Source organism: Streptomyces sp. NPDC107546 (assembly GCF_055639175.1).
Genome location: NZ_JBVKBA010000004.1, coordinates 18105 through 39398, shown reverse-complemented (window position 1 = coordinate 39398; position 21294 = coordinate 18105). Strand labels below are relative to the sequence as shown.

Sequence of the window (21294 nt, the reverse complement as noted above, 5' to 3'; positions counted from 1 at the left end):
TCCGCTGACACATCCACCCATGACCCGCACCCACGAAGGACGGAACACCATGACTGACAGCACCACCACCGCCACGCCCCGCGTCGCCCTGGTCACCGGCGGCTCCGGCGGCATCGGCCGCGCCGTCGTCGAGCGCCTCGCCAGGGACGGCATCGCCGTCGGCGTGCACTACGCCGGCAACAAGGCCCGCGCCGACGAGACGGTCGCCGCGGTCACCGCGGCGGGCGGCCGGGCGCTCGCGGTCGGCGGCGACATCGCCGACGAGCACGCCATGACGGAGGCGTTCGACGCCGTGGAGCGGGAGTTCGGCGGCATCGACGTCGTCGTCAACACGGCGGGCATCATGCTGCTCTCCCCGATCGCCACGCTCGACCTGGACGACCTGGACCGGATGCACCGCACCAACATCCGCGGCACCTTCGTGGTCTCCCAGCAGGCGGCCCGGCGGGTGCGCGCCGGTGGCGCGATCATCAACTTCTCGACCTCGGTCACCCGCCTGCAGTTCCCGAACTACGGCGCCTACGCGGCGAGCAAGGGCGCGGTCGAGGCCATGACCCTGGTCCTGGCCCGCGAACTGCGCGGCAAGGACATCACTGTCAACGCCGTGGCCCCCGGCCCCACCGCCACGCCCCTGTTCCTTCAGGGCAAGGACCAGGCCACGATCGACAACCTTTCCAAGTCGGCTCCGCTGGAGCGCCTGGGCACGCCGGAGGACATCGCCGAGGCGGTCGCGTTCCTCGCCGGCCCGGCGCGCTGGATCAACGGCCAGGTCCTGTACGCCAACGGCGGCGTGGCCTGACCCCTTTCCCTCTCTCCCTTCCCCTGCCTTCCGACACCCCTCCCGCCCGTCCTCCCGTCCCGCCCGGGAACCGGTTCCCCAGAAGAGAACTCCCATGAAGAACATCGTTGTGATCACCGGGGCCTCCAGCGGCTTCGGCGCCCTGACCGCCCGCGCCCTCGCCGACTCCGGCGACACCGTCTACGCCGGCATGCGCCAGACCGGCACCCGCAACGCGCCGCAGGTCGAAGCCGCCGCCGACCACAGCGCCCGGCACGGCGTCGACCTGCGCGCCATCGAACTCGACGTCAACTCCCAGGCGTCCGTGGACGCCGCCGTCGAGCAGGTCATCACCGAGCACGGGCGCATCGACGTCCTGATCCACAACGCCGGGCACATGGTCACCGGACCGGCCGAGGCGTTCACCCCCGAGCAGCTCGCCGAGCTGTACGACGTCAACGTGCTCTCCACGCAGCGCGTCAACCGGGCGGTCCTGCCCCACCTGCGGAAGGCGGGCCGCGGTCTGGTGATCTGGGTGTCCAGCTCGAGCGTCAAGGGCGGCACCCCGCCCTACCTGGCTCCGTACTTCGCCGCCAAGGCCGCCATGGACTCCCTGGCCGTGAGCTACGCCGCCGAGCTCGCGCGCTGGGGGGTCGAGACCTCCATCGTGGTGCCCGGCTCGTTCACCAGCGGCACCAACCACTTCGCCCACTCCGGTCACCCCGCCGACGGCGCCACCGAGGCGGAGTACGAGACGAAGTACCCCGGCCTGATGGAACAGGTCGCCCAGAAGCTGGCCGCGTTGGCCCCCGAGGACGCGGACGCCTCGATGGTCTCCGACGAGATCGCCCGCATCGTGGCGCTCCCCGCCGGACAGCGGCCGTACCGGGTCCACATCGACCCCGCCGACGACGGCTCCGAAGAGGTCTCGAACGTCGCCGACCGCGTCCGCCGCGAGTTCCTCACCCGCGTCGACCTGGCCGACCTGCTCACCGCACACCCGGCGCCCGCGCCCGAGACGCCCGGCGCGGTCGTGGCGTAGACCCCGGCCTGCGCCCGCATCACCGCCCGGTCCCCGGTCGCGTGCTCAGGCGTTGTCGGGGAGGGCGAGCCACTCCTTCCAGGTGAGGTCGCGGCCTATGTAGCGCGGCTCGCGGAAGGGCCAGGCGTCGGCGATCCACTGCGGGACGAACGCGTCCAGGGTGCGTTCGAGGTCGGTGCCGACCTTGTCGTCCACCACCCACCAGGAGATCTCGGCGTCGGCGCCGGTCTTCTCCGGAGGGTCGATGTACACGCAGCCGAACAGGGCGGTGCCGGCCTCGTTCAACAGCGCGTAGTTGAAGGACTTGTGCTCGGCGATCTCCCGCTCGTGGTACAGCAGGTCCTCGCGGTCCTGGTCGTACGTCATGGTGGCGGGAGGCCAGCGCCATGCCTCGCCGTAGATGGACCACAGCCGTTCCCGCGATCCCATGACCGCCGGGTAGTCGAGGTCCGTGTCGGCGGCGGAGATGGGGCGTAGGTGGTGGCCACCGGAGAGTGGCACGCGGACGGGGTGGACGAAGTCGTCGGGAAGCCAGTTCATGGACGGAGGCTAACTGCCTCTGAGCCGGCTCGGCGCTCACCGGGCGGCATCGGCCGAGCAGCGCAGGGAGCGCCCCCGCAATGCGGAGGCCGTCGCGCATCGCGAAGGCTAGGATCCGGGCCATGGCCCTGACCATGAGCGACGTGGACCGGTTCGAGGCCTCCAGGTCCCGCCTGGAGGCCATCGCCTACCGCCTCCTCGGCTCCGCGAGCGAGGCGGAGGACGCCGTGCAGGAGACGTTCCTGCGCTGGCAGTCCGCCGACGTCGACCACATCGAGGTCCCCGAGGCCTGGCTGACGAAGGTTCTCACCAATCTGTGCCTCAACCAGCTCACCTCGGCCCGCGCGCGGCGCGAGACCTATGTGGGCCAGTGGCTCCCCGAGCCGCTGCTCGCCGGGGACCCGATGCTCGGCCCGGCCGACACGGCCGAACAGCGCGAATCGGTCTCGTACGCGGTCCTCGCCCTGTTGGAGCGCCTCTCCCCGAACGAGCGGGCGGTGTACGTGCTGCGGGAGGCCTTCGACTACCCGCACCGGGAGATCGCCGAGATCCTCGACATCACCGAGGCCGCCAGCCAGCAGATCTTCCACCGCGCCAAGAAGCACGTCGCGGACGGCAGGGCCCGCAGCGAGATCGACGAGGCCGCCGCCCGGCGGATCGTCCACGAGTTCCTCGCGGCCGCCACCAGCGGCCGGACCGAGCCGCTCGTGCGGCTGCTCACCCAGGACGCCGTCTCGATCGGTGACGGCGGCGGGAAGGTCCCGGCCCGCGCCAAGGCGTTCGAAGGCGCGCTCGCGGTCGCGAAGTTCCTGCGGGGCCTGTTCAAACCGAGCAAGGCCAAGCAGGCCCTGGTCGGTGGCTCACCCGAGGTGTACGCCACGACCGCCAACGGCGACCCCGCCGTCGTGGCGGTCGTCGACGGCCGGGTCGTCGGCGTCATGTGCCTGGAGATCACCGCCGAGGGCATCGCCGCCTTCCGCAACCAGGTCAACCCCGACAAGCTCGAACGCGCGACCAGGCGATGGGCGGCCGCCGACCACGGCGAACCCCTGCTCAGCGCCTTCTGACCCTTCCGACTCCGATGTGAGGTGCTTCACATCGCGTTCCTGTCAGGAAACGGCGGGCCGCCCGGTTCAAGGGGCGAACCCGCCCACGACAGCAGCGCTCAAGACAGGAGCAAGGAGATGCAGCACCGCATCGTCGTCCTCGGAGCCGGATACGCCGGAGCCATCGCCGCCGGGCGCCTCGCCAGGCGGCTGCGCCGCGAAGACGTCGCCATCACCCTCGTCAACGCCGAGCCCGACTTCGTAGAGCGCGTCCGGATGCACCAGCTCGCGGTCGGCCAGGACCTCCAACCCCGGCCGCTCCACGAGATCTTCGCGGGCACCGGGGTCGAACTGAAGCTCGCCGAGGTCACCGGCGTCGACGTCGACCGCAGGACCGTGACCGTCACCGACGCGAACGGCACCGCGGGGCGGGAGGAGGAGCTGTCGTACGACACCCTCGTGTACGCCCTCGGCAGCGGCTGGAACGACCAGGGCGTCCCCGGCACCGCCGAGCACGCCCACGAGATCGCCGGTCGCCCCGGAGCGCTCCGGCTGCGTGAGCGCCTGGCCCGCCTGGACGCCGGACAGCCCGTGGTCGTGGTCGGCGGCGGGCTCACCGGCCTGGAGGCGGCGACCGAGATCGCCGAGGCCCGCCCGGACCTCGATGTCGCCCTCGTCGCCCGTGGCGGCCTCGGCGACTGGCTCTCGCCCAGGGGCCGCCGGCACCTGTGGAAGGTCTTCGGCAAGCTCGGCATCACCGTGCACGAACACGCCGACGTCACCGCCGTCGAGGCCGACCGCGTCACCACCGCCGACGGTACGTCCGTCCCGGCCGCGGTCACCGTGTGGACCACCGGCTTCGCCGTCCACCCGATCGCGAGGGCCACCACCCTGGAGGTCACCGACACGGGCCGGATCGTGGTCGACGCAACCATGCGCTCGGTCTCGCACCCCGACGTGTACGCCATCGGCGACGCGGCGATGGCGATGAGCCCCGGCGACAAGCCGCTGCGGATGTCGTGCGCCTCCGGCACCCCCATGGCGTGGCAGGCCGCCGGCGCCATCGCGGCGCGCCTGACGGGCGGGAAGCTCCCGAACGCACCGCTGCGCTACTTCAACCAGTGCATCTCGCTGGGCCGCAGGGAAGGCCTGATCCAGTACGTCACCGCCGACGACCGCGCCGTCCGGGCGGCCCTGACAGGACGGCTCGCCGCCGTCTACAAGGAGCTGGTCTGCAAGGGCGCGGCCTGGAGCATCGCCAACCCGACGCTCGGGATGCCGACCCGGACCCGCCGCGTCGTGCGGGAGCCGGCCCAGGCGCGCCCGGCGGTCAAGACGTCGGCCTGACGCGCCCGGCGGAGCGGGCGTCCTCGAGGCGAGGGCGCCCGCTCCGCCGTCGGTCCGTGCGGCGCATCCGGGTACGTCCACTCTCCTTCTAGCTCAGCTCGAGCAGCCCGAGCGAGCCTGCTGGAACCTTCGGCGCGGTTCCGCCGGAGAGCGCGAGCCCCGACACGCGAAAGGAACGAACTGCGATGTTCTGCATGGAGGGAAGCCGGGGTTGGCTGCGGCACCGGTCCACGGGGCACCGCCCCGGCTCCACTGCCGTCCGGAGTGCCCGATGACCAGGCGTGTAGCGATCACCGGCATCGGCGTCCGCGCCCCGGGCGGGTCCGGAACGAAGGAGTTCTGGGATCTGCTGTCCTCAGGGCGCACCGCGACGCGTGCGATCTCGGCCTTCGACGCCGGCGCCTTCCGTTCCCGCATCGCGGGCGAGGTGGACTTCGACGCGGTCGCCGAGGGGCTGAGCCCCCGGGAGATCCGCCGGATGGACCGCGCCAGCCAGTTCGCCGTCGTCTGCACGCGTGACGCCGTGGCCGACAGCGGGCTGGACTTCGACGTCGTCGACCCGGCCCGGATCGGCGTCAGCCTCGGCAGCGCCGTCGCCTCCGCCACCAGTCTGGAGAACGAGTACCTGGTCATGTCGGACGCGGGTCGCAAGTGGCTTGTCGACCAGGACTACATGTCTCCGCACATGTTCGACTATCTCAGCCCGGGCGTGATGCCCGCCGAGGTCGCCTGGGCGGTGGGCGCCGAGGGGCCGACGACCATGGTGTCGGACGGCTGTACCTCGGGACTCGACGCGGTCGGCTACGGCGTACAGCTCATCCGGGAGAACTCCGCCGACATCGTCCTGGCCGGTGCCGCCGACACACCGATCTCGCCCATCGTCGTCGCCTGCTTCGACGCGATCAAGGCGACGACTCCGCGCAATGACGATCCGGCCCGGGCGTCCAGGCCCTTCGACGGCTCCCGCAACGGCTTCGTCCTGGCCGAGGGCGCCGCGATGTTCGTGCTCGAGGAGTACGAGCGGGCGCTGCGCCGCGGTGCCCACATCTACGCGGAGGTCGGCGGCTACGCGACCCGATGCAACGCCTACCACATGACGGGCCTGAAGACGGACGGCCGTGAGATGGCCGAGGCGATCCGGGTCGCCCTCGACGTGTCCCGTACCGACCCCACCGGGATCGACTACGTCAACGCCCACGGATCGGGGACCAAGCAGAACGACCGGCACGAAACCGCCGCGTTCAAGCGCAGCCTCGGCCCGCACGCGTACGACGTACCGGTGAGCTCCATCAAGTCGATGGTGGGGCACTCGCTCGGCGCCATCGGCTCGATCGAGATCGCCGCGTGCGCACTGGCCATCGAGCACAACGTGGTGCCCCCGACGGCCAACCTGCACACCCCCGATCCCGAGTGCGACCTGGACTACGTGCCGCTGACCGCGCGCGAACAGAGGGTGGACACCGTCCTGACCGTCGGCAGTGGCTTCGGTGGCTTCCAGAGCGCCATGGTCCTCCACCGCCCCAAGGGAGCAACGGCATGAGCGTCACGGTGATCACCGGAATGGCGGTCGTCGCTCCGACCGGACTCGGCAGCGACCAGCACTGGAAGGCCGTACTGGCCGGCGAGAGCGGGATCGGCGAGATCACCCGCTTCGACCCTTCGGGCTACACCTCCCGGCTGGCCGGCCAGATCACGGACTTCGACGCCAAGGAACATCTGCCGAGCCGGCTGCTGCCGCAGACCGACGTCTCGACCCGGTACGCGCTCGCCGCCGCCGACTGGGCGCTGGCCGACGCCGCCGTGGGGCCGGACACGTTCGCCGACTACAGCATGGGCGTGGTCACGTCGAACGCCCAGGGCGGTTTCGACTTCACCCACCGCGAGTTCCGCAAACTGTGGAGCAAGGGACCGGAGTTCGTCAGCGTCTACGAGTCCTTCGCCTGGTTCTACGCGGTCAACACCGGTCAGATCTCCATCCGCAACGGCATGCGCGGACCGAGCGCCGCCCTCGTCGGCGAGCAGGCCGGGGGGCTCGACGCGCTCGGGCACGCCCGCCGGACGGTGCGCGGCGGCACCGACCTGGTGCTCGCCGGCGGGGTCGACTCCGCTCTGGACCCGTGGGGCTGGGCCGCGCAGCTGGCCGGCGGCCGGGTCAGCACCGTGGAGGACGCCGCGGCGGCGTACCTGCCGTTCGACCGCAGGGCGAGCGGGTACGTGCCCGGCGAGGGCGGCGGGATCCTCATCGTCGAGGACGCCGACGCGGCCGCCCGGCGCGGCGCCCCGCAGATCTACGGCGAGATCGCAGGCTACGCGTCCACGTTCGATCCGCGGCCGGGCTCGGGCCGCCCCCCGGCGCTGCGCCGGGCCGCCGAACTCGCGCTCGCAGACGCCGGCCTGCGGCCCGCCGACATCGACGTGGTGTTCGCCGACGCCGCCGGGCTGCCGGAGGCGGACCGCGCCGAGGCCCAGGCCATCACCGAGGTCTTCGGGCCGAACGGGGTCCCGGTGACCGCTCCCAAGACCCTCACCGGCCGGATGTACGCGGGCGGCGGCCCGGTCGACGTCATCACCGCGCTGCTGAGCATCCGGGACCAGGTCGTACCGATGACCGCGCACACCACCGACGTACCCGAGGAGTACGGGCTCGACGTGGTCCGCGACGAGGCGCGCGGCATGCCCGTCAAGGCGGCCCTGATCCTCGCCCGCGGCCGCTGGGGGTTCAACTCGGCCCTCGTCGTGACCGCTCCGACCCGCTGAACAGGCGACAACGCAGGAGGAATCCCCACCCATGGCAACGATGGACATAGAAGACCTGCGCCGCATTCTCGTGGCGTGCGCGGGCGAGGACGACGCGGCCGACCTCGACGGCGACATCCTCGACGTGACGTTCCAGGACCTCGGTTACGACTCGCTGGCGATGATGGAGACAGCGGCCCGAATCACCCAGGAGTACGGAGTGGACCTCTCGGACGACGAGATCACCGAGGTCGCCACCCCGCGTGCCCTGCTCGATCTGGTCAACCGGTCCGTCGCCGCGACCGCCTGATCCTCTTCCCATCCCCTCCGACGGTGCCCGTACCCGCAGCCCGCGGGGCGGGCACCGTCGTCGTCCCGCGCCCGCCCGGCAGACCGAAGGAGCTCCTCGCGCATGACGAACCGGCATCGCACCGAACACACCCTGACCGTGGCCGCGTCTCCCCGCACGCTCTACGACCTGGTGGCGGACGTGACCCTGTGGCCCGCGGCGTTCGGGCCGACCGTGTACGTACGTCACTTCGAACACACCCCGCGCAAGGAGCGCTTCCGGCTGTGGGCCGTGGTCAACGGCCAGGTCACCAGCTGGGTCTCCCGGCGCACCCTGCACCCGGAAGAGTTGCGGATCACCTTCCACCAGGAGCACAGCCGCCCGCCGTTCGACTCCATGAGCGGCGAGTGGATTTTCCGGGAGCTGCCCGGCGGACGCTGCGAAGTGGTCCTGGTGCACGACTTCGTGCCGGTGGACGACAGCCCCGGGACCCTCGCCTCGATCATGGCGGCGCTGGACCGCAACAGTCCCGAGGAACTGGCCGCGCTCGCCCGGTTGTCGGGTCTCGGCCACCCGCTGCCGGAGGTGATCTTCTCCTTCACCGACGTCCTGCCGCTGCGCGCGGGCGTGGCCGATGCCTACGCCTTCGTCCACCGCGCCGACCTGTGGGCCGAGCGGCTGCCGCACGTCGCCGGCGTGCGGCTCACGGAGCCGTCCCCGGGCGTCCAGGAGCTGGAGATGGAGACCGTCACGGCGGACGGCTCCTCCCACACGACCCGCTCGTTCCGGGTGTGCCAGGAGGGGGAGTGGATCGCCTACAAGCAGCTGAGGATGCCGAAGCTGCTCCTCGGCCACAGCGGCCTGTGGACCTTCTCCGACGGCGACGAGGGCCCGGTGGCGACCGCGCGGCACACGGTCGCCCTCGACCCGGCCGCGGTCACGGAGGTGCTCGGAGCGGGCAGCACCCTCGCCGACGCCCGCGCCTACATCCGCGAGGCGCTCGGCAACAACAGCAGGACGACCCTGTCCTACGCCGCCGCGGCGGTGGAGGGCAGTCGCTGACCCTGACAGCGCGGAAGGGGCGGTCCGCCGTGGCGGACCGCCCCTTCGTGTGCCGGAGGCCGGATCAGCGCTCGCCGCCGGCGGAGGGCGCCGGGACGCTGGAGACCACGTACCGGCTCATGTCCAGTCCGGCGCCCTGGCCGAACAGCCGGTTCCCGGGCGCGCTGGCGTTGTCGTAGAACGTCTGCGGGACCGGAGCGCCGACCCGCGGGCGGTAGTAGTGGTCCGGGGCGGTGGTCAGCCGGATCAGGGCCGAGTCGTCGGCGGTCCCGGGCCGACCGCCGTCCATGATGGTGAACAGGCCCATGCCGCAGCTGAGCTGGCGCGGCGCGGCCACCATGTCCGTGCCGCCGTTGTCGAGCATCATGTACTTCCGCGACGGCAGCCGGTATCCGATGCGGTCCACGGTGTAGACCACGCGTCCGTCGAGTACCCAGCGCACCACACCGGCGGACCGGTCGTAGGAGATCTTGAAGTGGTGCTGCCGGCCGGGCGCGGTGGACGCCACGGGGACCGCGTACGTGAAGGCGGCGTAGTCGCCCAGCTTCGCCCGGTTGTCGGGGACCCGTTCGTAGAAGGCGTAGACGCGCTTGTTCGTCACGAAGAAGTCGAAGATCATCGACGTCTCCGGGTCGAGGACCGGCATGCCCACCGAGGCCAGCCGCAGGTCGTCGTCCGGATCGGCCACCCGGCTCCCGAACGGATGGGCCCGGGTGCCGTAGGTCCTGCCCGACATCCAGGTCTCGCAGGAGAGCACCCGGCCGGGCGCAGCGTCGAAGCCCTGGTAGCCCGCCGACGAGGTGTGGTTGGTGAACGCCAGCCACTTGACGTGGTCCAGATTGCCCGGCAGGCCCGAGCCGTCGCCGTTCTCCTGGCCGACGGTGTGGGTGAAGGCGGGCTCGCCCGTGGCCGGGTTGACGCCACCGGAGACGAGGTGGAGGCCGCTGCGGGAGGTCGACGTCTTCCCGTCGTCGGTCACGAAGGGGCCGATCGTGGGGAAGGCCCAGCGGGCCTCGGGCCCGGTGGAGGAGAAGCCGTTGCCGAAGTCGTCCCACACGATGCGGTACGAGGTCGGGTCCGAGCCCGTACCGGTCGCGGTCGCGGCCGCGGCCGCGGGAGCGGTACCGGTCACAGCCGCGCAGCACAGCGCCGCGGCTGTCAGCAGCCGTCCCAGACTCCTCTTGCGTGCCATGGAATGAGCTCACCTTCTGTTGCGGGGACGAACCCCGGCAGTGGTCGTGTCGGAGCGGGCCGGCGGCGGCCCGTCAGGCGCGCAGGCCCTGGCGCAGGGCGTGCACCTGGTCGGCGATCATCCGGCGGGATATCTCCGCGTCGATCGCCACGGAACCGTGGAAGGTTCCCGGGTAGTGGCTCAACTCGGTGCGCACCCCGGCCTGGATCAGCCGGTGGGCGTACACGATCCCCTCGTCCCGCAGCGGGTCGAACTCGCACACCATGACGAAGGCCGGGGGAAGGCCGCGCAGATCGTCGGCGCGGGCCGGGGCGGCCAGCGCCGGCACAGCGTCGCTGCCCGGTTGGGCGGTACCCGTCAGGTAGTACTGCCAACTCGACCGCGCTCCGGCGCGGTTCCACTTCGGGGTGTCCGTGAAGGAGCGGGCCGAAAGGGTGTCGAGACGATCGTCGAGCTCCGGCTGGAAGAGGCACTGGAAGATCGTTCGTGGTCCGCCGCGGTCACGGGCCAGCAGGGTCAGCGCCGCCGCGAGACCGCCGCCGGCGCTCTCGCCGCCCACCCCGATGCGGTCGGGGTCGACGCCGAGTTCCCCGGCGTTGCGCGCGGTCCACTCGAGCGCGGCGTAGCAGTCGAACAGGGCTGCCGGATACGGGTCTTCCGGGGCGTTGCGGTAGCCGACCGACACCACGACGGCGCCGACCCGGTCGGCGAGCCGCAGTGCCGTGGAGTGGATGGAGTCCAGGTCGCCGAAGACGAAGCCGCCCCAGCGCAGATAGAGCAGCGCGGGCAGCAACCCCGTTCGCCCGGCAGGTCGGTAGACGCGCACCGCGACTCCGGGGGCGCCGGGCGGCCCGGGGACGGTCCGATCCGTCACCTCGACCGGGTGCTCGGGTCGGTAGGCGGGGGCGTTGGCCGTCGCCGCACGCAGCAGCGTGCGCGCCGCGGCGAGATCGCGGTAGTCGACGGCCGGGAACTTGGCCGCCCAGGGGGCCAGCTCCGGGTCGTAGTCGTATTCCACGGCAGACCTTCCAGGGGGGCGGACCGAGGTGCCCGGCCGCCGCCGCGGCCGGGCACCGTGCTTCAGGAGAACGTCGCCGGGCGCGGGCGTCGGCCCTGTCGCCGGTTGCGGTGTCAGACGGTGACGACGACCTTGCCGACGGGGTGCTTGCCCGCGGCGAAGTCGCCGTAGGCCTGCGCGGCGTCCGCGAGCGGGTACGTGGCGCTGACGTGGACGGCCAGCTCGCCCGTCGCGACCTTGGCGACCAGTTCCTCGAGCCGGCCGATGCCGTTCTCCACTCCCACGTGCACGGGCGTCACGTCACGCTCGAGGGAGTCGGGAACGCCGATCGAGGAGACCAGCCGGCCGCCCGGGCGGACCGCGGCGGCCGTCTTCTCCACCGCGGGGCCGCCGTTGACGAGGTCGATGACCACGTCGACGCCGTCCGGGTACAGGCGCAGGGCCTCGGCGACGGGGTCGACGGAGGTGTAGTCGACGGCGTGCGCGGCACCGAGCCCCCGCACGTGGTCCAGGGCGGACGGCTGCGCGGTGGCGATCACCTCGGCGCCGGCGGCGGCGGCCAGCTGCACCAGGTACGAGCCGATACCGCCGGTGGCGCCGACGATCAGCACGCTCCGGCCTGCCGTGAGGCCGGACGCCTCCAGCAGGGCGGCCGCGGTCATCCCGGACACCGGCAGCGCCGCGCCACTGACCGCGTCCACGGTCTCGGGCCGGTGCACGAGCCCCGGGCCGTCGGCGACGACGGTCAGTTCGGCCAGGGTGCCCGTCGTGTCGTGGGTGAACGCCACGACCTTGTCACCGGGGGCGAAACGCGTCACACCTTCACCGACGGCCTCCACGACACCGGCCGCGTCCATGCCCGGTGTGAAGGGGTGCTCCACGGGCATCACCTGGCGGAGCCGACCGGTGATCAGAATGACGTCGATCGGGTTGAGCCCCGCCGCCTCCACCCGCACCAGCACCTGGCCGGGCCCGGGCGTGGGGGGTGCCGTGTCGGTGACCACGAGCTGGTCGACGGGGGCGTACGACTGGGCGATGACTGCCTTCAAGGACTGTTCTCCTTATGAGCGAGGTTGTGCGGAGGACCTGCCTGCCGGATGCTGTGCGGACGCGGGGGCGGGCACGCGCTGCCAGGTGAGCCTGCGGCGCTGCGGGCGTCCGCCGATCGTCGCGACGCCGTGCAACACCAGTCGATCGCCGTCGAGTTCGGCCTCCCGGGTCAGCTCCGTACCGACCTGGAAGGGGTGGGCGCTCACGCTGACGTCGTGCTTGACGACACCGTCGGCCAGCCGCCACGTGCCGGCATAGCCCATGAAGAGCGTGGCCGATTCGGGAGCGGTCGCATGGTCGCCCCGCATCATCGACACCGACATGTGCCCGTGGTCGCCGTAGATCAGCAGTCCCCGGGGGTCGGGGCCCAGCGGCCCCTCACGGCTCCCCCCCGCCTCGTCGAGGTCAACGTAGGCGAGCAGACGCCATACGCCGATCAGGTCCTCCACAACCCACCGCACCCTGTCCCCCTGCGTCCGGCTACTCCGGTTGTCCGCGCCCGAGCGCGGCCACCGCACCGACAACGGTATGTACGCAACACGGCCCAGGTGTAGGGAAATTCGGTCGAGTATGACTCGAGCGAGGCTCGCGCGACCGGCGGGCCGGACGGGTTCCAGCGGTGTTCAAGCCACCTTCCACCGCATCTCGCCAGGGTCGGCGCCACCAGCACCCGGGCCGCACCCGCTCCCTCGGGCCGGGAAGGCCCGGCCGCGGGTGCCCTGCGAGACCAAGGAGTGTGCAGGGATGCTTGAGCGAACCCTTCCGAACACCGGTCTGCTGTCCGCCGCGAAGGACGTCGCGACGGCGGCCGAGCGGAGCGCGGCCGCCGCGGAGGCCAACCGCCGGCTCGACGCCGAGGTGGTCAAGGAGGTGGTCGCGGCCGGTTTCGCCCGGCACTTCGTCCCGCGCGACGCGGGAGGGAACGCGGGCACCTTCACGGAGCTGAGCGAGGCCGTCGTCACCGTCGGCGCCTCCTGCCCCGCCACCGCCTGGTGCGCCTCCCTCTTCGCCAACCTGGCCCGCATGGCCGCCTTCCTGCCCGTCGAGGGCTACCGCGAGATCTGGGCCGAGGGCCCCGACGCGGTGGTGGTCGGCTCGCTCACCCCGGCCGGGAAGGCGGCCGCGGTGCCCGGCGGCTGGCGGCTGTCCGGCGCGTGGTCCTACATCAGCGCGGTCGACTTCTCCGACTGGGCGCTGGTCGCCGGGATGGTCGTGACCGAGGCCGAGCCGCAGGCGCTGATGTTCGCCGTCCCGCGCTCCGCGTACTCCGTGGTGGACTCGTGGTCCAGCGTCGGCATGCGGGCGACGGGCAGCAACACCCTGGTGCTGGACGAGGTGTTCGTGCCCACGCCGCGGGCCTTCCGCCGGGAGGACCTGTTCGCGGGACGGGCCGTGGACTCCACCGCCGCCTGCCACAGTGTGCCGTTGCAGGCGGCCAACGGCCTGTCGTTCGCCACGCCGACACTCGGCGCGGCTCAGGGCGCGCTGCGCACCTGGTCGCAGTACATCGGCGAGAAGTTGCGCACGGCCTCTGTGCCGGGCCGGCCGCCGGTCAACCGCGCGGCGCACGAGCGCACGCTGAGCCGGTCGTCCGGCGAGATCGACGCCGCCCGGCTGCTGCTGGAGCGGGCGTCCGCCGTGGCCGATCTGGGCTCGTCCGTCAGCCCGCTGCAGACGGCCCGCAACCTGCGGGACTGCTCGCTGGCGGTGGAGCAACTGGTGACCGCCGTGGACCGGCTCTTCCGGGCGGGCGGCACCAGCGGGCAGTCCGAGCACAGTCCGATGCAGCGCTTCTGGCGCGACGTCAACGCGGCGTCCACACATGTGGCGTTGCAGTTCGACGCCGCCGCCGGTGTGTACGGGGGAGAGGTGTTCCCTTCCTGAAAACCCAACCAGGGGTGGCCGGTTCCGCTCGGCGGCCCGGCTGTCGGGGGTCCCCAGGGGAGCACGGAGCACGAAGAGAGACGCACCATGAACAGCAGACGAGAGATGCTCAAGTTGATGGCGGCCACGGGGGGCGCGCTGGCGGTGACCGGCGGCCTGGCCATGCGGAGCATGCGCCCGGACGTCGAGCCGGCCGCCAGCGCCACGGCCGCCCTGGCCGGGGCGATCACACCCTTCCAGGTGGCCATGCCGGTGCCGAAGGTGCTGCAGCCCACCAGCCGTTCCAGCACCACCGACTACTACACGCTGGATGTGCAGCAGGCGGTCACCGAGATCATGCCCGGCAAGAGCACGACGGTCCTCACCTACGGCGGCTCGCTGCCCGGCCCCACCATCCGGGCCAAGTCCGGTCGCACCGTGGTGGTCCGGCAGACCAACAGGATCGACGCCGGTACCTCGATGCACCTGCACGGTGCCGTGGTCGACCCGGAGAACGACGGCGGTCCGATGGACCTGGTCGCGCCCGGCGCCACCCGGACCTACACCTACCCGAACAAGCAGGTCGCGACGACGCTCTGGTACCACGACCACGCGCACATGAGGGACGCCGAGCACGTCTACCGCGGCATGTCCGGCTTCTACGTCCTCGGTGACGCCTCCGAACAGGCGCTGGGCCTGCCGAGCGGCACCTACGACGTGCCCATCATGATCCGCGACGTCGGCCTCAACGACGACGGATCGCTCTACTTCGACCACTTGTTCACCTCGCGCCCGCAGATCCTGGTGAACGGCAAGCCGCAGCCGTACTTCCGGGTCCGGGCCCGCAAGTACCGGTTGCGGCTGTGCAACGGCTCCAACCTGCGCCCGTTCGAGTTCAGGCTCGACAACGGCGACGCGTTCCAGCAGATCGGCACCGACCGCGGGCTGCTGCCGGCGCCCGTCACGACGACCAGCCTTCCGCTCTCTCCGGGCGAACGGGCGGACATCGTCGTGGACTTCTCCCGGTACGCGGAGGGCACCCGGATCGTGCTGCAGAACACGCTGTTCCCCACGGACACCACCGACCGGATCATGCGGTTCGACGTCGGCGACACCGCGTCGGACACCAGCCGGGTCCCCGGCAAGCTGGCCACGCTCCCCGCGCTCGGCACGCCCACCGTCACCCGCACCTTCTCGCTCACCCTCGACCCGGCGACCGGCGCGGGCCTCATCAACGGGCGCGAGTTCGACATGAACCGGGTGGACTTCACCGTCAAACAGGGGGCCACCGAGATCTGGGAGATCAGCAACGTCGACCAGATACCCCACAACTTCCACATCCACCTGGTCGACTTCCGGGTCCTCGACATCAACGGCACGCCGCCCGCGCCGGGCCAGTCGGGGCTCAAGGACATCGTGAGCGTCATGCCGGGCCAGAAGGCCCGCATCCAGGTGTCGTTCGCCTACCCCTACCTGGGCCGCTACTACTACCACTGCCATCTCATCGACCACGGAGCCATGGGCATGATGGGCCAGTTCGACATCGTCCGCTCCTGACGAGGCCCCCACACACCAGTCGACGGCACGTACGGCGCGCCCCCGACGGGGGCGCGCCCCTGACTTGGAAAGGAGCGGCCATGGCCGCCAACTCCGAGGTCCGGCCGATCACCGCCGCGGACGACGTCATCCGGGCCCACCTCCAAAGCGCGGAGATACCCGCGCTGTTGATGGCGGTGGCCCATCTGACCGGGGACGTCTCCTTCCTCGGTGACTACACCGGTCCCAGCGGATGGCTCACCCTCCCGCAGGGCGGTCTCACCCCGGAACAGCTCGCCTCGGCCCGGGAACTGGCCCTGCGCGCTCTGGTACGCCACCGGGACGCCGGGAGTGTCGCGCCGCCCCCGCCCGGGCCGGAGCTGCTGCACGCCATCACCTCCTGGGCGATGGGTGAGGACACCGAGGAGCTCCTGCCGCTGATCGCCGAGGAGGTGACGGCTCCGGGCACCGATCCCAAGGCACCCCTCTGGAACCTGCGGGACGTGGCGCCGGGCAGCGGTGTCCGGGTGGGCATCATCGGCGCCGGCATGAGCGGTCTGCTGGCCGCCCACCGGCTCGCCCAGGCCGGCGTGCCGTTCGAGATCTACGAGAAGAACAGCGACGTCGGCGGAACCTGGTTCGACAACCGGTATCCCGGGTGCCGGGTCGACGTGCCCAGCCACCTCTACAGCTACTCGTTCGCCACCAGGACCGACTGGCCGGAGTACTTCTGCACCCAGGACGTCCTGCTGGACTACTTCCGCGACGTGGCCAAACGGTTCGGCCTGTACGACCACATCCGCTTCGGGACCGAGGTGCGCGAGGCGGCCTGGGACGAGGAGCGCGGCCGGTGGTCGCTGCTGCTGGACACCCCGGGCGGCGCGGAGCGGGTCGAGTGCACCGTGCTGGTGAGCGCCGTGGGGCAGCTGTCCCGGCCGAGCCTGCCGGCGATCCCCGGGCGGGACACCTTCCGCGGCCCCGCCTTCCACTCCGCCCGCTGGAACCACTCGGTGGAGCTGGCGGGGCGGCGGGTGGGCGTGATCGGCACCGGCGCCAGTGCCTTCCAGTTCATCCCGGAGATCGCCGAACAGACCGCCGAGCTGCGGGTCTTCCAGCGCACTCCGCCCTGGCTGCGGCCCACCCCGCACTACCACGACCAGGTGCCGCAGGGCGCCCGGTGGCTGCTCGAGCACGTCCCGTACTACGCGGACTGGTACCGGTTCTGGCTCTTCGCGCCGGGACTGCGCGGAGTGCTCGAGGCATGGATCGTGGACCGGTCCTACCCGCCGACGGAACGTGCCGTGTCCGCTCTGAACGAGAAGTTGCGCGTGGCCCTCACCCGGGCCCTGGAGAGCCAGCTCACCGATACACCCGGGCTGCTGCCCCGGGTACTGCCCCGCTACCCGGTCGGGGCCAAGCGAGTGCTGCGGGACAACGGAGGCTGGATCCGTACCCTCAAGCGCGACGACGTCACGCTGGTCACCGACGCCATCGAGGAGATCACGCCGACCGGGGTGCGGACGGCGGACGGGCGCCATCACGAGCTGGACGTCCTGGTGTACGGCACCGGCTTCGAGGCCTCGCGCTTCCTGATGCCGATGAAGGTGACCGGCCGGGGCGGAGTGGACCTGCACGAGACGTGGGGCGGAAGCGCCCGCGCCTATCTGGGTCTGACCGTGCCGGGATTCCCCAACTTGTTCTGCCTGTACGGTCCGAATACGAACCTCTCCGGCCAGGGCGGCAGCATCTTCTACTTCTCCGAGTGCGGGGTCACCTATCTGCTGGACGCCCTGCGGCTGCTGCTGGACGGCGGGCACCGCTCGCTGGAGGTGCGCCAGGACGTCTATGAGGAATACAACGCCAGGGTCGACGAGGCCAACGCGGAACGCGCCTGGGGGTTCTCCTCGGTGAGCAACTGGACCGTCGACCGCGTGGCCGGCCGTTCGGCGCAGAACTGGCCGTTCACCGCCCAGGAGTACTGGAGGCGCACCCACCGGGTCCGGCCGCAGGAGTACCACCTGCGGTGAGCCGGGCGGTCACACGTCAGGGGCCTGCCACCGGCGTACCGGTGGCAGGCCCCTGACGTGCGGAGGTTCAGTCCGTGACGTACACGCCGAAGTCCTTCAGCGTCAGCCGTACGCCCTGTCCCCACAGGGACGGCCGCGCCGCGCTGCCCCCCTGCGGCTCCAGCGGTGGCCCGCCGTCCGGACCGGCCGCGTTGAGCAGGGTGAAGCAGGCGTACCCGGTCAGCAGCTGACGTGGCCGGATGGCCTCCTCCACGCCGCCCGCACCGATCAGCAGGCGGCCGCGGTCGTCAGGACCGTGGCCGCCGATGCGGTCGACGGTGAGCACCTCGGCGCCGTCCACCCACCAGCGGGCGGTGCCCGTCGTACGGTCGTAGCTCAGGGCGAGCCGGTGCGCCTGGCCGGGAATCCGGTCGGCGACCGGAACGGCACGGCAGAAGGCCGTCGGGTCATCGGGTCCCTGCGCGAACCGTTCGTACAGGGCGTAGACGCGACGGTTGGTGAGCGACAGATTGAGGACGAGCCGGGTCTCCACGTCCGCGGCGATCAGGGCGCCGGCCGCCAGGCGCAGATCCGTGTCCGGGTCGGTGACGCCGTCACCGAAGGGGTGCCCCGCCACCCCGAAGGCCTCGGCCGCCATCTCGCTGCGCACGGTGAGCGTGCCGGTGACGTCGAAGCCCGGGATGCCGGAGGACGCGGTGTGCCGGGGGATGGCCCGCCACCGCATGTGGTCCTCGCCGGTGCCCGGCATGTCGCCGAAGGCCCAGCTCGGTTCGCCCGTCCCGGGATGCCGGGCGGTGGGGTCGACGACCAGGCCGCCGGGGGTCCGGCGTACCGTCCCGTCGCCCGCCGGCAACGCCCCGGCGGCACGCAGGTCCCACCGGGCGCCGTCGCCGTGCGCGTCCAGGCCGCCGGAGAAGTCGTCGAGGAAGGCCGGGCGGCCGGCCACGTGAGCCGGGCCGCCCGCCACCGTGTCGTCGAGGGAGGTCACGCGCTCAGCCCTTCGCCAGAGCCGCGACGATGTCGACCACCTCCGCCGGGCTCGGCAGCTCGGCGATCTCCTGGGCGATGTCCCGTGACCGCTTCAGATACGACGGCTCGTCCAGCAGCTCCCGGCACGCCGCTGCGATGACCTCGCCACTGTCCTCGCCGTTGAGCACCATCTTCGCGGCGCCGTACTCGACGAGGTTCTCCGTCATGCCCACCTGCTTGGGCATGGCGGGGATGACGAGCTGCGGGATGCCCGCGGTCATCGCGGACAGCATCGTGTTGCCGCCGCCACGGTGGACGAGCAGATCGCTGGAGCGCATCAGCACGTCGATGGGCAGCCACCCGGCCCGCACCCCCTCGGGCAGCGGACCGAGCAGGTCGGCCACCTCGTCGGGTACGGCGATGACCATCTCCATGCCGAGCGGTCCCACCTTCTGGACCAGGTCGCGCAGCGGGGCGAGTTCGTAGTCCGGGGTGACGCGGCTGCCCGCCGAGACGACGACCCGCGGCTTCTCGGGCTTGGTGTACATCCACGGGTCGAGCTTCTTGTGCGTGTTGTACGGCACATACCGCATCGACTGCGACGGGATGGCGTCCTCGGGACGCACGCTCGGCGGGCAGATGTCGATGAACATGTCCTCGCCGGGGATCTCCGACAGCCCGAACTTCTCCAGCTCGGGCGCGAGTTCGGCGGCCGCGCCGAGGTCGATGTTGGCCGGCTCGCCCATGTTCAGCGCGTGCCGCACGAAGGGGATGCGGAAGTGCGCGGCGATGATGGGGGCGGCGTAGGACAGGGAGCCACCCACGATGACGTCCGGCCGCCACCGCTCGATCAACGGAACCAGACCCTCCAGGCTGGCCGCCGCCAGCCGGCCCATGCCGCGGCCGTTGAACAGGTTCCACTCGTCCGGGTCGTCCGGCTCGATGGCCGGCTTGCCCTCGCGGTCCTGGTACATGAACTGCGGCATGGTGCCCGCGGTGAGGGAGACGCCGGGCAGACCGGCACCCGCCACCGCGGGCAGCGTGTTCTCGGTGACGCCGACGAAGACTTCATGACCTGCGTTGCGGGCTGCGGTGGCCAGCGGGACCAGCGGGAAGACCGCGCCCCGGCTTCCGCCCGAGATGAAGAGGATTCGCATGCGGGCGACGCTAGGCGCGGGGAGTCGAACCCCCCTTGAGCCGGAGTGGACCGGGACTCAGAACAGACCGAGGCTCAGGCAGGCGACCAGGGTGCGGGCCTGCACGTTGAGGTAGTTGCTGTGGCGCAGCAGCTCCTGGGCCTGGTGCAGCGTCACCCAGCAGTGTCCCTCCGGCTCGGCGAGCGGGAAGTCGTCGTCGGCCTCGACGACCAGGTTGCGGGTCACCGCGTGGTGGAACCGGCCGCCCTCCTCGGACTGCACCGCGTCGTAGCGGATCCGGTCGCGCGGTGCCGACAGCAGCCGGCCGAGCAGCCCGTCGCCTCCGCCTGCGCCATGGTGGGAGGGGGAGCACTGAACGCTCGGCGCGTACTCGCACACGTTCAGCGTGCCCGCCTCCACGCGGGCCTCCAGCAGCAGGTGGAGCACACCGCCGATCTGCTTCACGAACAGTCCCGACAGCCCCGCGACGGGAGCCACCAGCGGCTGCGACCAACGACCCACTTCACGCCGCTCGGCCCGTACGTCGACCCCGATCACCTCGAAGTGCCGTCCGTCGGGCCGCGCGATCCCGCGCTCCGTCCGCTGCCACGACCCCTCGTCGAGGACCTCGTGCAGCGGTGTGCGGCGCTGCACCAGCTCGTGGCGGGACCGGGCGTCGGTCAGCCTGCGCAGCACCTCGTGCAGGCTGTGCACGGACCCGTACCGCGGCGCCAGGGACCTCAGGGCCGCCCGCCGGTACGGGTCCGTGGCCGCGTCGACCAGTTCGGGCGCGGGCTGGCCGTAGGGCAGGGTCGACAGGACCGTACGGGAATCCATGTTGACCAGGTTGTCGGTCCTCAGCAGTTCGCCGAGCTGGGGCAGCGTCACCCAGCGGAAGCCGTCGAGCAGCGGCACCTCGTCCCGCGTCTCCACCACCATGTTGCGGTTCCGTTTGTGCAGGAACCACCAGCCCTGCTCCGACTGGAGGGAGTCGGCGAGCACGGTGCCCCGGTGCGGGCCCATGAAGTACTCCAGGTACGGCACGCGCCGGCCGCGGTGCACGCCGGTGTAGTTGCTGCGCGTGGCCTGCACGGTGGGCGACAGCTGCACGGTGTTGATGTTCCCGGGCTCCATCTTCGCCTGCATCAGCAGGTGCGGTACGCCGTCGAACCGCTTGAGGAGAATGCCCAGCACGCCGATCTCGGACTGCACGATCACCGGCTGCGTCCATTCACGAGGGCGGCGGAAACCGGTGCGCACCCGCAGGCCGGAGATGACGAAGAACCCCCCGGACTCGTGCACCAGGTCGCCGCTGCCGTCCTCGAAGTGCCACCCGGACAGCTCGGACAGGGGGACCCGGTCGACCCTGTAGTGGTGGATCCGGGCCTGCTCCGCGAACCACTGCCGGAATGCGGGGAGACCATCGGCCGGGCCGGTGACAGGCCGGGCGACATGCCAGAAGCTGTCCGCCGGGCCACTGCCGCGGGCCTCACCGACCGCTTGGGACGGCGTTGCCATACCATTCGCCAATGTCATATCGGGCACCGTCGCCGCGCCTGCTCGAGCCGTGGTCGAGCACCGGCCGAGGACTTCTCCTTCGGATCCGTCTCCCTCTCGCGCAGGGCGGCGGCCCGAGCCAGTGTCGACCGGGGCTTGAGCGGAG

General features: G+C 71.7%; 19 protein-coding genes. 11 read left to right on the top strand and 8 right to left on the bottom strand.

Features of this window, described 5'->3' with window-relative positions:
* Window positions 1–49 precede the first annotated feature (49 nt).
* Both ACZ7L1_RS07135 and ACZ7L1_RS07130 read left to right on the top strand, forming a co-directional pair.
* Complete coding sequence (locus ACZ7L1_RS07135) at window positions 50–799, top strand: SDR family oxidoreductase (RefSeq protein WP_471434943.1); 750 nt, start codon at window positions 50–52, stop codon at window positions 797–799.
* Between the two features lie 94 nt (window positions 800–893).
* Complete coding sequence (locus ACZ7L1_RS07130) at window positions 894–1820, top strand: SDR family oxidoreductase (RefSeq protein ID WP_471434941.1); 927 nt, start codon at window positions 894–896, stop codon at window positions 1818–1820.
* Between the two features lie 45 nt (window positions 1821–1865).
* On the opposite strand, the gene ACZ7L1_RS07125 is transcribed toward ACZ7L1_RS07130, so the two are convergent.
* Window positions 1866–2360, bottom strand: a complete 495-nt coding sequence (locus ACZ7L1_RS07125; protein WP_471434939.1) for an N-acetyltransferase — start codon at window positions 2358–2360, stop codon at window positions 1866–1868.
* Between the two features lie 122 nt (window positions 2361–2482).
* On the opposite strand from ACZ7L1_RS07125, the gene ACZ7L1_RS07120 reads away from it, so the two are divergent.
* From ACZ7L1_RS07120 to ACZ7L1_RS07095, 6 genes are all read left to right on the top strand, one after another.
* Window positions 2483–3427: an RNA polymerase sigma-70 factor gene (locus tag ACZ7L1_RS07120; RefSeq protein WP_471434937.1), complete on the top strand. Its 945-nt coding sequence runs from the start codon at window positions 2483–2485 to the stop codon at window positions 3425–3427.
* Window positions 3428–3544: 117 nt separating this feature from the next.
* Window positions 3545–4753, top strand: a complete 1209-nt coding sequence (locus ACZ7L1_RS07115; RefSeq protein WP_471434936.1) for an NAD(P)/FAD-dependent oxidoreductase — start codon at window positions 3545–3547, stop codon at window positions 4751–4753.
* A gap of 271 nt (window positions 4754–5024) precedes the next feature.
* On the top strand, window positions 5025–6293 hold the full coding sequence (locus ACZ7L1_RS07110; RefSeq protein WP_471434934.1) for a beta-ketoacyl-[acyl-carrier-protein] synthase family protein: 1269 nt from the start codon (window positions 5025–5027) through the stop codon (window positions 6291–6293).
* Window positions 6290–7510: a ketosynthase chain-length factor gene (locus tag ACZ7L1_RS07105; protein ID WP_471434932.1), complete on the top strand. Its 1221-nt coding sequence runs from the start codon at window positions 6290–6292 to the stop codon at window positions 7508–7510. Before ACZ7L1_RS07110 ends, ACZ7L1_RS07105 begins: the two co-directional genes overlap by 4 nt.
* 31 nt (window positions 7511–7541) lie before the next feature.
* The gene (locus tag ACZ7L1_RS07100; protein WP_388988698.1) at window positions 7542–7799 is read left to right on the top strand and encodes an acyl carrier protein; all 258 of its coding nucleotides are present in this window, start codon (window positions 7542–7544) and stop codon (window positions 7797–7799) included.
* Window positions 7800–7901: 102 nt separating this feature from the next.
* On the top strand, window positions 7902–8840 hold the full coding sequence (locus ACZ7L1_RS07095) for an aromatase/cyclase (RefSeq protein WP_471434930.1): 939 nt from the start codon (window positions 7902–7904) through the stop codon (window positions 8838–8840).
* A gap of 64 nt (window positions 8841–8904) precedes the next feature.
* Here the strand turns inward: ACZ7L1_RS07095 and ACZ7L1_RS07090 are convergent, their stop codons facing one another.
* The 4 genes from ACZ7L1_RS07090 to ACZ7L1_RS07075 form a co-directional block, all read right to left on the bottom strand.
* A complete protein-coding gene (locus ACZ7L1_RS07090) occupies window positions 8905–10032 on the bottom strand; it encodes a DUF6081 family protein (RefSeq protein WP_471434928.1) in 1128 nt (375 codons plus the stop codon).
* A 73-nt stretch (window positions 10033–10105) separates the two neighbouring features.
* Window positions 10106–11050: an alpha/beta hydrolase gene (locus tag ACZ7L1_RS07085; protein ID WP_471434926.1), complete on the bottom strand. Its 945-nt coding sequence runs from the start codon at window positions 11048–11050 to the stop codon at window positions 10106–10108.
* Between the two features lie 113 nt (window positions 11051–11163).
* Window positions 11164–12099 (bottom strand): NADP-dependent oxidoreductase, encoded by a 936-nt coding sequence (locus ACZ7L1_RS07080; RefSeq protein WP_471434924.1) that lies wholly within the window; start codon window positions 12097–12099, stop codon window positions 11164–11166.
* Between the two features lie 12 nt (window positions 12100–12111).
* Complete coding sequence (locus ACZ7L1_RS07075; protein WP_471434922.1) at window positions 12112–12561, bottom strand: lipocalin-like domain-containing protein; 450 nt, start codon at window positions 12559–12561, stop codon at window positions 12112–12114.
* A 283-nt stretch (window positions 12562–12844) separates the two neighbouring features.
* Here ACZ7L1_RS07075 and ACZ7L1_RS07070 point away from each other — a divergent pair, with 283 nt between their 5' ends.
* From ACZ7L1_RS07070 to ACZ7L1_RS07060, 3 genes are all read left to right on the top strand, one after another.
* Entirely contained in the window at window positions 12845–13984 is a 1140-nt protein-coding gene (locus ACZ7L1_RS07070) for an acyl-CoA dehydrogenase family protein (protein WP_471434920.1), read from the top strand.
* 87 nt (window positions 13985–14071) lie between these two features.
* The gene (locus tag ACZ7L1_RS07065; protein ID WP_471434919.1) at window positions 14072–15520 is read left to right on the top strand and encodes a multicopper oxidase family protein; all 1449 of its coding nucleotides are present in this window, start codon (window positions 14072–14074) and stop codon (window positions 15518–15520) included.
* 80 nt (window positions 15521–15600) lie between these two features.
* On the top strand, window positions 15601–17526 hold the full coding sequence (locus tag ACZ7L1_RS07060) for a flavin-containing monooxygenase (RefSeq protein WP_471434917.1): 1926 nt from the start codon (window positions 15601–15603) through the stop codon (window positions 17524–17526).
* A gap of 67 nt (window positions 17527–17593) precedes the next feature.
* Here ACZ7L1_RS07060 and ACZ7L1_RS07055 read toward each other — a convergent pair whose 3' ends face one another.
* Genes ACZ7L1_RS07055 through ACZ7L1_RS07045 form a run of 3 tightly spaced genes read right to left on the bottom strand, consistent with a single transcriptional unit; the run spans window position 17594 to window position 21149 of the window.
* Window positions 17594–18514: a DUF6081 family protein gene (locus tag ACZ7L1_RS07055; protein WP_471434915.1), complete on the bottom strand. Its 921-nt coding sequence runs from the start codon at window positions 18512–18514 to the stop codon at window positions 17594–17596.
* A gap of 4 nt (window positions 18515–18518) precedes the next feature.
* A complete protein-coding gene (locus ACZ7L1_RS07050; protein WP_471434913.1) occupies window positions 18519–19652 on the bottom strand; it encodes a nucleotide disphospho-sugar-binding domain-containing protein in 1134 nt (377 codons plus the stop codon).
* Between the two features lie 57 nt (window positions 19653–19709).
* Window positions 19710–21149 (bottom strand): NDP-hexose 2,3-dehydratase family protein, encoded by a 1440-nt coding sequence (locus ACZ7L1_RS07045; protein WP_471434911.1) that lies wholly within the window; start codon window positions 21147–21149, stop codon window positions 19710–19712.
* Window positions 21150–21294 lie beyond the last annotated feature (145 nt).